The sequence below is a fragment of the Actinomadura sp. 6K520 genome, assembly GCF_004349245.1.
Taxonomy (GTDB): domain Bacteria; phylum Actinomycetota; class Actinomycetes; order Streptosporangiales; family Streptosporangiaceae; genus Spirillospora.
This window is the reverse complement of the sequence record NZ_SMLC01000191.1, coordinates 1-12,464: the sequence shown is the minus strand read 5'-3', so window position 1 is coordinate 12,464 and position 12,464 is coordinate 1. Positions and strand designations below refer to the sequence as shown.

General features: G+C 70.6%; 10 protein-coding genes. 2 read left to right on the top strand and 8 right to left on the bottom strand.

The features are described 5' to 3' along the window. The 5 genes from E1289_RS31865 to E1289_RS31845 form a co-directional block, all read right to left on the bottom strand. Window positions 1–1,046: caspase family protein (locus tag E1289_RS31865; protein ID WP_207929280.1), on the bottom strand; the 1,046-nt coding region annotated here is incomplete at its 3' end. Beyond that, window positions 1,037–1,429 carry a hypothetical protein gene (locus E1289_RS31860; RefSeq protein WP_131986879.1) on the bottom strand — a complete coding sequence of 131 codons (393 nt, stop codon included), beginning with the start codon at window positions 1,427–1,429 and terminating at the stop codon, window positions 1,037–1,039. The genes E1289_RS31865 and E1289_RS31860, both read right to left, overlap by 10 nt. A 150-nt stretch (window positions 1,430–1,579) precedes the next feature. Then, window positions 1,580–2,986, bottom strand: a complete 1,407-nt coding sequence (locus tag E1289_RS31855) for a carotenoid oxygenase family protein (RefSeq protein ID WP_131986877.1) — start codon at window positions 2,984–2,986, stop codon at window positions 1,580–1,582. Between the two features lie 257 nt (window positions 2,987–3,243). After that, on the bottom strand, window positions 3,244–3,456 hold the full coding sequence (locus tag E1289_RS31850) for a DUF397 domain-containing protein (RefSeq protein WP_279488279.1): 213 nt from the start codon (window positions 3,454–3,456) through the stop codon (window positions 3,244–3,246). A 262-nt stretch (window positions 3,457–3,718) separates the two neighbouring features. Continuing rightward, window positions 3,719–4,591: a helix-turn-helix transcriptional regulator gene (locus E1289_RS31845; protein WP_131986873.1), complete on the bottom strand. Its 873-nt coding sequence runs from the start codon at window positions 4,589–4,591 to the stop codon at window positions 3,719–3,721. Between the two features lie 805 nt (window positions 4,592–5,396). Between E1289_RS31845 and E1289_RS39215 the strand changes: the two genes are divergently transcribed. After that, window positions 5,397–6,965, top strand: coding sequence for a cyclic nucleotide-binding domain-containing protein (locus E1289_RS39215; RefSeq protein ID WP_131986871.1), 1,569 nt, complete (start codon window positions 5,397–5,399; stop codon window positions 6,963–6,965). A gap of 145 nt (window positions 6,966–7,110) precedes the next feature. Here E1289_RS39215 and E1289_RS31835 read toward each other — a convergent pair whose 3' ends face one another. Beyond that, on the bottom strand, window positions 7,111–8,427 hold the full coding sequence (locus tag E1289_RS31835; protein WP_131986869.1) for a HAMP domain-containing sensor histidine kinase: 1,317 nt from the start codon (window positions 8,425–8,427) through the stop codon (window positions 7,111–7,113). 192 nt (window positions 8,428–8,619) lie between these two features. Between E1289_RS31835 and E1289_RS31830 the strand changes: the two genes are divergently transcribed. After that, window positions 8,620–9,510: a LysR substrate-binding domain-containing protein gene (locus E1289_RS31830; RefSeq protein ID WP_131986867.1), complete on the top strand. Its 891-nt coding sequence runs from the start codon at window positions 8,620–8,622 to the stop codon at window positions 9,508–9,510. A gap of 36 nt (window positions 9,511–9,546) precedes the next feature. Here E1289_RS31830 and E1289_RS31825 read toward each other — a convergent pair whose 3' ends face one another. Together E1289_RS31825 and E1289_RS31820 are read right to left on the bottom strand one after the other, a co-directional pair. Further along, window positions 9,547–10,473, bottom strand: coding sequence for a glycerophosphodiester phosphodiesterase family protein (locus E1289_RS31825; protein ID WP_131986865.1), 927 nt, complete (start codon window positions 10,471–10,473; stop codon window positions 9,547–9,549). A 160-nt stretch (window positions 10,474–10,633) separates the two neighbouring features. Further along, window positions 10,634–12,289, bottom strand: a complete 1,656-nt coding sequence (locus tag E1289_RS31820) for an adenylate/guanylate cyclase domain-containing protein (protein WP_243713280.1) — start codon at window positions 12,287–12,289, stop codon at window positions 10,634–10,636. Between the last annotated feature and the right edge of the window lie 175 nt (window positions 12,290–12,464).

Sequence of the window (12,464 nt, the reverse complement as noted above, 5' to 3'; positions counted from 1 at the left end):
GGCACCGGCTGAGGGGGAGTCGGCCAGGCGGGGGCCGACGTATCGGCGTCCGGCCGGGCGCGGTCGATCTGCGCGATCGCCTCCCGCGCCTTCGCGATGACGGTGCGGCTGTCGTCGTCGAGCAGTTCCTTCAGCCGCTCGTACGCCAGGCGTCCGGTCTCGTCCCCGGTGAGCGCCAGCTCCTTGAGCGTGTCGACGGCCACGGCGCGTACGCGTCCGAGGGGGCTCTGCGCGGCCGCGACGACCTCGTCCGGCAGCTCAGGGGGCTTCGCGGTGGCGGGGCTCCAGGCCACGATCAGCTCACCGCTCACGTCCGAGAACTTGGTGGGCGTCTGGTTCGGGTTCGCCTCGGTGACCTTCGCGTACGCGTACTCGTACAGCTCGTCCACGGAGATCCGGCCGTCGCGGTTATGGTCCGCCTCCCCGGTGGTGAGGCCCGCGACGAGCGCCTCAGTGAAGATCGAGGGGCGTCCCTCGCGCGGCAGGGACCCGCCGGTGAGGGTGACCCCCTTGATCAGGTGACGCTCGTCCAGCTCGAACGCGTACTCCAGCGCCGAGGACGAGGACAGGATCGCCCGCCCCGTGCCGCTCAGCCGCTCGTTGATGCCCACGCTGTCGTCGCCCCGCCGGACCAGCGCATCGGCGAAGGCCCCGCTGTAGCAGCAGTCCAGAAGCAGGATGATGTTGCGCGACCTGCTGTGGGTCATCCGGTCCCTGACGAAGGTGGACGCGACCCCGGTGGATCCGAGCCTGTTGATCCGGGTGTTGGTGGTCGCGAAGTACAGCTGCCCCGCGTCGTCCTTGAGGCCATGGCAGGAGACGTACAACAGCAGCACATCGTCGGGCTGCCTGTCGGCGAAGAAGTCGTCGATCGCGACGTTGACCTCGTGCGCCTGCCGGTTGAGGACGCGTTGCACTTCGAAGCCGCCGATGTCCGGTGCCGAGAGGGCGGTGGCCAGCGCGTTCACGTCGTGGACGGGTGAGCGCAGCGAGCCGAGATCCGATGCCTCGTACCGGTCGGCGGCCACGAGGAGCGCTACCCGCATGGCCTTTCCCCGTCCGGCTCCGGAGTCCGCTGATCGCATTCCTGCAGCCATTCGAACAGTCGTTGCCCCTCCGCCGGGGTCGCGGCGGACAATTCGATCGACCTGTCCCCGCAACTGATCTTGACATTCCCCTTGCGCGGCCCGAGCCAGCCGAAAAGCCCGTTCACCAGTGCCACCAGCGCGGGCCTGCCGGCGAGCCCGACAAGCAGGCTCGCGACGGCCACCGCCGATGCCGACTTCGCTCCCGCCGGCGGCGGGGCGGTGGGCCGCGCCGCGTCGAGACCGAGATCCCGCAGGTCTCTGAGCAGGCGCCTGCTGAGCTCATCGAGTCGCGCCGGATCGGCTCCGTGCTCCGCGATCTCCACCAGGAGGACCGCCGTCATGAAGCGTTCCCGCGCCCATTGAAGTGATCTTTACCGCGTTTCTTACTCACACTTCATTGACGCGCGCTTGACCGAAAAAGAGCACGCGGAGGATGTCTCGTTTCGGAATACACCAAACAGTAACCATCGCCAATCCCCATAAATCCACCTTTATGGGCGGGGCGGGGTGGCGATCCGGTCGGTGAAGGAGCCGTGGAAGCCCATGGGGATGTGGTGGCGCAGGTGCGCGACGGCGACGGGGTCCGCCTCGACGTCGCGGGCGTCCAGGACGATCAGGCGGGAGCGGTGCGTCTCCGGGTCGTAGGCGAGGGCCAGCAGCCACCCGTCGCCCTCCGCGGCGCCCGGTTCGCGCGGCACGAACACCGGTTCGCCGAAGCCGTGGCCCGGCGGGAGCTCATGGACGGTGCGCCTGTCCTTCTCGTGGTCATAGGCGTGGATACCGGTGCTCCGCTCGGTCCGTCCGGCGAAGTAGGTGTGGCGGTGCGGACGGCCCGCCTGGCGGACGTCGGCGTGCGGCAGCTCCATCGGCAGCGCGCACACCTCCTGCCCCTCGACCTTCCCGGACGGGGTGACGCGGTAGCGCATCAGGGCGTCGCCCCAGGGGAAGTCACTCGTCCGGAAGTCGCGGAACCGTGTCGCCACCTGGTCCCAGTCGGCGAAACGGACGAACTCGATGACGACGTCGTCACCTTCCTCGAACGCGTTGACGAAATGGAACCCGAGCAGCGCCTCGTGCTCGATGACCCGCGCCTTGCCGCCGTCCCTCGGCACGAGGGTGAAGCACGTCGGCCGGTGCGGCTCGTACGTGAGGCCATCGGCGATCGACCCGCTGCCCAGCAGGATCGGCGCGGCCTTCGGGATGACCGGGTTGACGACGAAGACGAGGTACCTGCGGGTCAGCGCGAAGTCGTGGTTCCAGGGCGTGTACGGGAGGGAGACGCGCGGCAGGTGGTGCAGCACCCCGGCGGTGTCCACCCGGTAGCAGCGCAGGCTGCGGACGCGCGTGAAGTCCATCCCGAAGTTGAACAGCTCGCCGGTCTCCGGGCAGCGGGACGGGTGCGCCGAGAACGCCGACATCGCCTTCAGCCGGCCGCCGAACGAGTGCTCCCCGAACGTCTCCAGGCTGTCGGGGTCGAGGCGGAAGGGACGTCCGCCCTCCCAGAGCGCCAGCAGCTGCCCGCCGTGCAGGACCACGCCGGTGTTGGCGACGTTGGCGGGCGGGCGGAACATGTTGGCGAGCCGCCCGCCGGGACGCTGCGTGCCCAGCCCGCGCAGCCCGGCGCGGCCCTTGCGCTGCCCGTACCGGTAGTGCCTGGTGCGGACGTACCGGTTGCGGTAGCGGATCCGGCCGTCGCCGGGGAACGCGAACATCGACAGCATCCCGTCGCCGTCGAAGATGTGGTCGAGGAGACTCTCGCCGACCTGCCAGCGGCCGGGCCCGTTGCGGTAGAGCGTCCCCGCCAGCCCCTCCGGCAGCCGCCCGTCGATCTCGTCGACGTCGTAGTCGTGTTCCTCGTCGAGGGCCTCGTAGATGCGATGCCACGCGTCGGCGGCCACGGCCACTCCTCGTCCGGCGGTCCAGGTGATGGCAGGCTGCCACACCGCCGACCCGTAGTTCAATGCCTAACGACTACGGCCCGCCTCGGTGGCACGGGGTGCACGGCGGACGGCGGACGGGCGCGGGCCGTCAGCGAGAATTCAGGCTTCTTTCAGGAGCTGCGGCGGGGGGCTTGTCAGGAGTCACCAGTCAATACTGTACGCCGTTGTTAGGTTCGACAGTTTTTACGATCGACTCCATAAATGAGTCCGGTGACTCAGCGGCCGTCCAGTCTCCCGTTCTGGATGGCGTCCACCAGCGTAATCCAGTGCGCGGAATCCAGAGCGAGCACGCCGGCGGAGTGATCGCGGGAGTCACGGATCAGGACCGACGGGCCCAGCGCCGCCACCTCCACACAGTCGTTCTGGTCCACGCTCCGACTGGCCTTGCGCCAGGTCGGCGTCTTTCCCCGAAGTGACCGGCACACCATCCAGCAACCCTCCATCCTTTTTGCCGGCGGGTGCCGTCTCACCGGCCGACCGGCCGAGAACACCCGCCGGCGAGCAACCAAGCAGGGCGCGACAAACCACGACCTTGTGGGTAATTTCCCGGTCACGAGTGTAAACGGTTCTTGTTACCCCGCCTACAAGGGAACACAAGATCACTCTGTGTGTTATGACGGCCACTCGCCTTGTGGATGCCCGCTGCGGCTGTCACCTCCGGTCGGGTCGGGTGGGGTGGGGATGGTGGAGTCAGGCCATGAGCTGCTCGGCACTCTGCCGGAGGAGTTCGATCGACTCGTCGGCCGAGAGCGACTGCTCCAGCAGCAGTTCGAAGGTGTCGCGGTACTCGGGGATCCGGTCGTCCTCGCCGGTGATCATGAGGCTGGCGCCCGACCGGCCCTCCAGGTACAGGATGTCGTCCAGGTCCCCGTCGAACTCCAGCATGCTGAACGGCCCTTCGAGGCCCGGATGCGCGCCCGCGCTGAACGGGAGGATCCTGATCGTCAGCAGGTCGTTGCGTTCGGACGCGTCGGCGATGCTGGTGAGCTGGTTCGGCATGATCGCGGGGTCGATCCCGATGCCGACGTGCCGCCGGATCACCGCCTCGTCGATGATGTAGTGCTGGCGGGGCGGGTGCTGCCGCTTGGCGAGTTCCTGCTGCCGCTGGATGCGCAGCTTCGCCGCCAGCACCCTGCCCTTCTCCGACGCCTTGCCGGTGGAGAGGACCTCGGCGTACTCGGGCGTCTGGATCAGCCCCGGGACCACCGCCCCGTGGAACTGCCGGATGTAGGCCGCGCCCGCCGCGTAGCCCACATAGTTGAGGAAACGCGGGTCGAGTTCGTCCCGGTACGCGTTCCACCAGGCCGGCTCCCGCGCACCGCGGGCGAGCGACTGCAGCCGCTCCTGGCGGGCCTCCGAGGTGACGTCGTAGACCCTCAGCAGAGCCTGCAGGTCCGTGCGGGTGACGGCGTTCTTGCCCCCCTCGACCCGGATGAGCTTCGACGGGGACCACTCCAGCTGCCGCGCCACCTGCTCCTGCGTCAGCTTCTTCTCTTTCCGCAGCCGGACGAGTTCCGTGCGCAGCAAGGCGCTCTGGACGATCGGCCCCTGATCACTGGTCATAGTGTCCGCTCACTCTAAGTAGTCGATGCCACCAGTCCGCATGCAATCTGGCAGCGCGCCAGGTTGCGCGGCACATCCCGCCAGAGCGCCACCTACCTTGGCCACGTCTACCCACACTCCCAGGGCGAGACCCGTCATATCCCTAAAATCTCCGACCTGGAGCTTCCAGACTGCTGCATGACGGTAGACTATGTTGTAATGTGCTAGGTAGCAAATGGCAGCCTGCGACCTGCTACCAGGCGCACTGCTACATCAGCGCTCACACAGCGTGAGGGCTCGGACGGGACGCGTCCCCCGCCCGAGACCCTCCCAACCGGCGGGCACGGGCGGACGGAGACACCGCCGGCGTAAGAAGGGCGGACGCGCGCCGAACGGGGAGGTCGCCACGAGCAATCGACATCGCGCCACCATCCGCAACGACAAAAGAGTCGCCCACCGCTTCCCGTCGATCACCGGTTGCGAGCCAAGACGATCGATGGACAGCGGAGAGCGACTCCCCGGGCCCGCGTGAAGTGTCCTGTCCGGTCGGCGCCGGTACCCTTGCGAAGACGCAGATAAGACCGGCTTGACCTGCCAAAACGCTTCCTGCGGACTCACCCAGTCTAACCGCGATCACGCGGTGCGGGCTATAGGTGAATGCGACTTCGGACCCGTGACCGGCCCTCGCCCCGGCCAGCCCCCGGCGACCGGGCCGACGGCGTCCGGAGCCGCGATTCGAGGCATGGGGTTCTGCTATGTCACATCAGAAGGTCCACCCCGCGAACCCACCACTCATCGTCCGGCCCGACGCCAGGCGGGTGTGCTGATGAACGGACACGCCCGGCAGCACGACCCGGACCAGATCGTCCCGCCCGGAACCGACCCGTCCGAGTCCGGAACCGGCCCGTCCGAGTCCGGCACCGACCCGTTCGAGTCCGGAACCGACCCGTTCGAGTGCCGCGGGCCCGAGTGCCCGCGCCAGCTCGCCACGACGGCGCAGATCGTCGAACCGCCCCCGAGTCAGGGCTTCTGGGGCTCCCTCACCGAGCCCGAACGCGCCGCGCTCCTCGCGGCCGCGGAAGAGGTCGTCTACCCGATCGGCACGGCCCTCTGGTTCGAGGGCCAGGTCGCCGACCAGGCCCTCGTGATCCGGTCCGGTTCGGTCCGGGTCTCGGTCGAGCAGGGCGGACGCGAACGCATCATCGCCTTCCGCGGCCCGGGCGACATCGTCGGCGAACGCGCCGCCCTCATGCTGCGCCTGCGCTCGGCGACGGTCGTCGCCATGGACAGCGTCCACGGCCTGCGCATGACCACGCAGCAGATCGTCGCGTACCTGAGCGACCATCCCCGCGTCCTGGCCGTCATGGAACGCGAGGTGTACGACCGCCTGACCGAACCGACCCCGCACCCGCCCTACGCCAACCCGTTCCCGAGCGCCCCGCCCTACCCGGCGACCCGCCAGTCCACGGCTCACCCCACGCTCTCGACGCAGACCTCCACCACAACGGCACCGCCCCAAGCCGACACGACCTGGCCCGGTACATGCGCGGAGCACGCGCCTACCCCGCCCACGGGCCAGCCCCTCACCAACCTGGCGGTGTCCGCCGCAACGGCGCCACCGCACGGGTTCTCGGCCGCGACTGACGTCCCTGGGGGCTCGCCCTATGCGGGTGTGATCTCGAAGCCGTCGTACGGGACGCCGGCTGGTCAAGTCCCGGCAGAGCGGCCGGATTCAGCGTGGGCGCATCCGCTGGCGGGCGGGGCCGGTCCGGTGCCGGGGCAGCCCGCGCACTTCCAGGCGCCGTGGGCGGGGCCGAACTGCACGATCGTCTACACCGACATCGCGGGGTTCAGCGCGGCCCACCGCAACGACGCGGACCGGCTCGACATGCGGCGCGCCATGTACGCCGTCCTGCGCGCGGCGTTCGAGGAGTCGAGGGTGCCGTGGGAGTCCTGCCACGTCGAGGACCGCGGTGACGGCGCGCTGATCGTCATCCCGCCCGAGGTGCCGACCGCCGTCGTCATCGACCCCATGCTCGCCGCGCTCGCCGTGCGGCTGCGGCAGCACAACCGCCGGTCGAGCGGCGCCGTCCGCATCCAGCTCAGGGTGGCCGTGGGCGTCGGGCCGGTGCTGTCCGACCCGCCGGGTGTGTCGGGCTTCGTGCTGATCCACACGGCCCGGCTGCTGGACGCCCGCCCGCTCAAGGAGCGGCTGGCCGTCACCGGCGCCGACCTCGGCTTCATCGTGTCGCAGTTCGTCTACGAGTCCTTCATCGCCCACGGCGCCGGCTACGTGAACCCCGCCGAGTTCGAGCCCATCAGCTGCCGGGTGAAGAAGCTCAAGACCGAAGGCTGGGTCCACCTGCGCGGTGTGCCCGCCCGGTCGGCCGTCTGACCGGCCGGGCGCCACCCCGCGGGCCATGCCCCCCGCCCTGGGCGGACCCGCCGGAAGGCTTTGGCACCGCCGCCGCCCCGGCGCCGAGAGCGTCCGGGGGCGGGGGCTGAGGCCCTTCAGCGCGGCTCCCCGGCGTCCCCGCGGCCTAGTCGCCGGAGGCCGGCGGGCGCGGGATTCGCAGGACGAAACGGGCACCCCGGGCGCTGTCCTCGATGGTCAGCGACCCGCCGTGCAGCCTGGCGATCTCGCGGGCGATCGGGAGGCCGAGGCCGGTCCCGGCGGCGTCCCGGGCCTTGCCGTCTTCAAGCCGGGCGAACCGCTGGAAGACGACCTCCCGGTCCTGCTCGGCGATGCCCGCGCCGTCGTCCTGGACCTCCAGGACGCCGTAACCGTTCTCGCCGCGCACGGTGATGTCGACCCGTGTCTCGGCGTGGCGCTCGGCGTTGTCCAGCAGGTTCGTCAGCAGCCGGACGAGCCGGAGCCGGTCGCCGTGCACGGTCACGCCCTCCTGGACATGCGGGACGATGCTCTTCGTGCGTTCGGCCCGCGCGACCTCGATGGTGACGATGGCGCCGAGGTCGATCGGCTCGGCTTCGTGCGACGCCCCGGCGTCCAGGCGGGCCAGCTGCAGCAGGTCGGTCACGATCGCCTGCAGCCGGTCGAGGCTCTGCAGGACGTTCCGCGCGGTCTGCGGCCAGTCGACCTCGTCCGGGAACAGCAGCGCCTCCTCGATCTGCGCGCGGGCGCCGGTGATGGGGCTGCGCAAATCGTGGGACGCGTCCGAGGTGAAGGCGCGCTGCCGCTCCAGGGCGGTGTCGAGGCGGTCGAGGGTCTCGTTCACGGCCTCGCCGAGCCACCGGATCTCGTCCTGGTACGCCGACACCGGCACCCGGCGGCCCGACTGGCTCGCGGTGATCTCCGCCAGCTCGGCGCGGATCACGTCGACCCGCCCGAGGACCTGGTCGGTCGTCCCCCAGGCCCGCAGGCACGCGATCATGGTCACCAGGAGCGACGCGCTGACCAGGAGCATCAGGTGACCGGGGCTGACATACCAGGGGACGGTGGGCGTCGCCGCGTAGACGAGCCGGTCTCCGCTCTCGTGGTAGACGCGTAGCGCGATCACCCACTGGCAGCCTTCGAGCCCGTCCGGCGGGCAGAGTTCACGCGTCGCGTAGATGCTGTTCGCCGTCGGCCGGAAGCCCGCCATCGGCGGCCCGGTCAGGGCCCCCTCCGTGCCGGCGACCACCTCTTGCTCCTCGTTCACGAGCTGCAGGACGACGTCCTCCGGCGCCGTGAGCCTGCCCCGCACCGGCCCCCGGCCGGCCTCGTACGCGATCCGCAGCGCCGCGGAAACGGCCTGGCCCCGGGCGGACTCCGCCGCCTGGCTCCGGAGCCCGACGAGGAGCAGCGCGCACACGATGGCGGCGACGACGGCGGCGACCGTCCCGGTAGTTGCGGTCATACGCACCCGTATGGACCATGTGCGCCGTCCGTTCACCCGACCTCCCGCTGGTGAGGTAATCACCGCGCAGGCCGAGATCAGTCCTCTGAACAGCAGCGATGCCCTCAAGAAAGGCCAAAGGAATCCTTCATCACATCCGGGGCAATGCAGAAGCATTAACGCTGGAGGACCACGCTGTTAGCATTGCTGGTTATGGAGCTGCGCCAGTTCGAGTACTTCGTGGCGGTGGCGGAGGAGGCCGGTTTCACCAGGGCGGCGGCGCGGCTGCACGTCGCGCAGCCGGGGGTGAGCGCGCAGATCCGGCAACTGGAGCGCGAACTGGGGCAGCCGCTGTTCGACCGGTCCGGACGGACCGTCCGGCTGACCGAGGCCGGAGAGGCCGTCCTCCCCTACGCGCGGGCGGCGCTCGCCGCGGTCGAAGGCGCGCGGCGGGCGGTGGACGAGCTGACGGGGCTGCTGCGCGGGCACGTCACGATCGGCACGATCGACTGGATCCGGTCCCTCGATCTTCCCGGCATGCTCGCCGAGTTCCATTGCGACCATCCGAACGTGGAGATCACGGTCGTCCAGCACGACGCCGTGACGCTGGCCGACGCGCTGCGGGACGGACGCGTCGACCTCGCCTTCCTCAGCCTCGGCTCCGAACCGCCGGACGGCGTCACGACGCGGATCGTCCTGGAGCAGCACCTCTTCGCCGCCGTCGCCCGCGATCACGCGCTGGCGCGGCGGTCCAGCCTCCGGCTGCAGGCCCTCGCCGACGAGGACCTGATCAGCCTGCCGAAGGGCACCGGGCTGCGGGCCGTCCTCGACGAGGCGTGCGCGGCCGCCGGCCTGAGCCCGCGCATCGCGTTCGAGGCCGGCGAGCCGCCCGTCCTCGCGCAGCTGGCCGCGCACGGGCTCGGCGTCGCCGTCCTGCCCGAGTCCGCCGCAAGGGCCCTGCCGGACGGCCTGCACGCGATGCCGATCGTCCGGCCCCGGCTGACCGGGCGCATAGCGCTCGCCTGGCGGACCGAGGGCCCGCGCAGCCCCGCCGCACGCGCCCTCATCGCCCGCGCCCGCGAACACCTCCCGGCACCGTCCTGACCGGGCGGCTCGCGGACGGGACGCCGTCCGGGGTCCTCAGGCGGCCGCGCGGGCGCCGGCTCCCCGCAGGACGCGGTGGAGCACGTCCGGCTTGTTGGTGATGATGCCGTCCACGCCGAGTTGAGCGGCCTTCCGCATCTTGGCGGGATCGTCCACCGTCCAGGTGAGGACGTCCATACGTGCTGCGTGCACTTGCTTGACGTAGGCGGCGGTCAGGTCGCCGTGCCTGGGGTTGATCTGGTCGGCGAACGACGCCAGCTTCGGCAGATCCGCGACCTTCGGCGTGCCGAGCAGGCCCACCGGCACCCTGGGCATCTCGGTGTGAAAGCGGCGCACGGACTCCCAGTCGAACGACTGCACGGCCAGGCGGCGCTCACTCGGATCGAATCTCAGCCAGGACGGAGAGCGCTTCAGGGCCGCGGCGATGCGCTTCTCGACGCCCGGGTAGAGCGCGGGGCTCTTCATCTCCAGCAGCATGCCGAGCCTGTCACCGCTCATGGCCTTGAGCACCTGGGCCAGTGTCGGGACCCGCTCCCCCTTGTACCTGGCCCCGAACCAGGAGCCCGCGTCCAGCCTCCTGATCTCGGCCAAGGTGAAGTCGGAGACCTTCCAGGGCGCGCGGTCCGGATACACCTGCTCGACGTTCGTCGTACGGGCGAGCGTGGTGTCGTGCATGAGGACGAGCTTGCGGTCCTTGGTCTGCTGCACGTCGATCTCGAAGACGTCCGCGCCCTGGGTCCTGGCCAGCCTGACGGCCGCGAGCGTGTTCTCCGGCGCGTACGCCGACGCCCCGCGGTGCGCGACGTTCGTGATCTTCTTGCTCGGCCAGACGTTCACCAGGGGCCGCGGCTCGGGCGCCCCCGTCGGCCGCGGGCCCGGGGCCGCGTGGGCCGCGGCGGCGGGCACGATGACGGCGGTGGAGGCCGTGACGGCGAGGAGCGTGAGACGGGTACGGCGGTGCATGGTCACCTCTTCGGGAGCGGTGCGTGTCCGCCCCAACCCTGAAGGCGTCCGGTGACACCGGAGTTACAGGCCGGTAGCAGACCGTGTACTGGCGGCGACGATACGCAGCGGCCCCGCCGCGGCACGTGCCGGACACGGCCCTTTGATCAGAACTGGGCCACTATTCGCCCGCACCCTTCCTGCGCGCCGCCTTCGACAGGACCAGCGCCGCGACCAGCAGCTTCCGGCTCCACCGCAGCGGACGCGGGACACGGGCACGCGGGACGGCCGGCGCCTCACCGGGCTTCTCCGCGTCCGCCACGACGGGCGCCGGCGGGGACGGCCGGGGCGTGCCCAGCCGCGTCGGCCGGCTCCGCCCGCGCAACATGACCGACCTGCCGAGATCCCATTCGTCCGACTCCGACAGGTGCGCGAGTTCGAGCACGGCCGCCGACGCCAGCACCCGCCCCTCGTCGGTCTTCGCCAGGTCGCTGAGCCGCGCCGCCTCGTTCACCGGATCACCGATCACGGTGTACTCGAACCGCTGCTCGGCCCCGATGTACCCGGCGACCACCGGCCCCGCGGACACCCCGATCCCCGCGTCCAGCATCGGCACCTCCGCCCGCAGCCGCACCGCGAGCTCCCGCGCCGCCCCCAGCGCCGCACCGGCCGAGTCCTTCACCTGCGTCGGCGCCCCGAAGATGGCCAGCGCCGCGTCCCCCTCGAACTTGTTGATCCACCCGCCGTGCCGCGCGACGACGCCGACCACGACCCCGAAGAACTTGTTCAGCAGCCCGACGACCTCGTCCGGGCTCCGGGTATCGGCCAGCCGCGTCGACCCCGTCAGGTCGACGAACAGGACCGCCACCTCGCGCGTCTCACCGCCGAGCGTGATGTCGCCCCGCTCCAGCGCCAGATCGGCGACCTCCTCGCCCACATGACGCCCGAACAGGTCACGCAGCCGCTCATGCTCCCGCAGCCCCGCGACCATGTGGTTGAACCCCGCCTGCAACTGCCCGACCTCGCTGGCGTCGTACACGGAGACCTCGGCGCGGAGATCCCCCCGCTCGACCCGCGCCATCCCCTTCCGGACGGCCTTGATCGGATCAGCGATCGCCTGAGTCGCCATATAGATGACATAAACCCCGGCCAGCAGCGCGACTCCCCCGAGCCCCAGGATCGTGACGGCGAGCTGGACGACATTGATGTCGGGCGCGGCCAACGCGGCGACGGCCACGCAGATGAGCCCGAACACCGGAATCGCCGTCCCCAGCGCCCACGCGAGCATCACCCGCGTCGTCACCCCGGGCAACCGCACCCGCCGCGGACGCTCCGCCGCCAGCACCAGCGCCGCCGCCGGACGCAGCAGCCGCTCCGACAGCAGATAGACGATCGTGCACGTCGTGGCCGCCCCCAGCAAACAGGTCAGCCCCGTCTTGACGGCCAGCCGCGCGGTGAACAGCACAAGATCCAGCAGGGCCCACCCCAGCGCCCCGACGACCCACATCCCGCCGACCAGCAGCGTCAACCGCAACGGCCCGAGCAGCACCGCGCGCCGCTGCCGCCGGTCGGCCTCACCCCCGTCCCGCACGAGCCGGACGACGGGCCGCCACAACCACAACCCGGCGAGCAGCACCACGGGCACCGCGACCACGGGATAACTGAAGAACGCCACCGCATTGACCTGGTGGACGTGGTCACGATCCTCCAACGGCGGATCCGGCACCACGAACGTCGCGAACAGCAGCACGACCAGCGCACCGACGAGGTTGGCGAAGCCCACCACCACGAGCAGAACCCACCGCACCCGGATCTCGAGCATGCTCCTGCTGGTCACTGCGCCTCCGGAGGGATGGAACCGCCACCAGGATCATCCCATGCCGCACCGCCCGATCCCCCGAAAGCCCCATAAGGTTGGTCTCGGCGGCCATGCCGAAGTCCGATCCGCCGTTGCCGACGTCGGTGATGGTCTGCCCTGAGCCCTTGCTGTCGCGGATCTCGACGTCCAGGCC

Excerpts from the sequence above, each read along its gene's own strand:
- E1289_RS31860 (WP_131986879.1), bottom strand. The coding sequence starts at position 1,429 with ATGACGGCGGTCCTCCTGGTGGAGATCGCGGAGCACGGAGCCGATCCG.
- E1289_RS31850 (WP_279488279.1), bottom strand. The coding sequence starts at position 3,456 with ATGGTGTGCCGGTCACTTCGGGGAAAGACGCCGACCTGGCGCAAGGCC.
- E1289_RS31845 (WP_131986873.1), bottom strand. The coding sequence starts at position 4,591 with ATGACCAGTGATCAGGGGCCGATCGTCCAGAGCGCCTTGCTGCGCACG.
- E1289_RS39215 (WP_131986871.1), top strand. The coding sequence starts at position 5,397 with ATGAACGGACACGCCCGGCAGCACGACCCGGACCAGATCGTCCCGCCC.
- E1289_RS31835 (WP_131986869.1), bottom strand. The coding sequence starts at position 8,427 with ATGACCGCAACTACCGGGACGGTCGCCGCCGTCGTCGCCGCCATCGTG.
- E1289_RS31830 (WP_131986867.1), top strand. The coding sequence starts at position 8,620 with ATGGAGCTGCGCCAGTTCGAGTACTTCGTGGCGGTGGCGGAGGAGGCC.
- E1289_RS31825 (WP_131986865.1), bottom strand. The coding sequence starts at position 10,473 with ATGCACCGCCGTACCCGTCTCACGCTCCTCGCCGTCACGGCCTCCACC.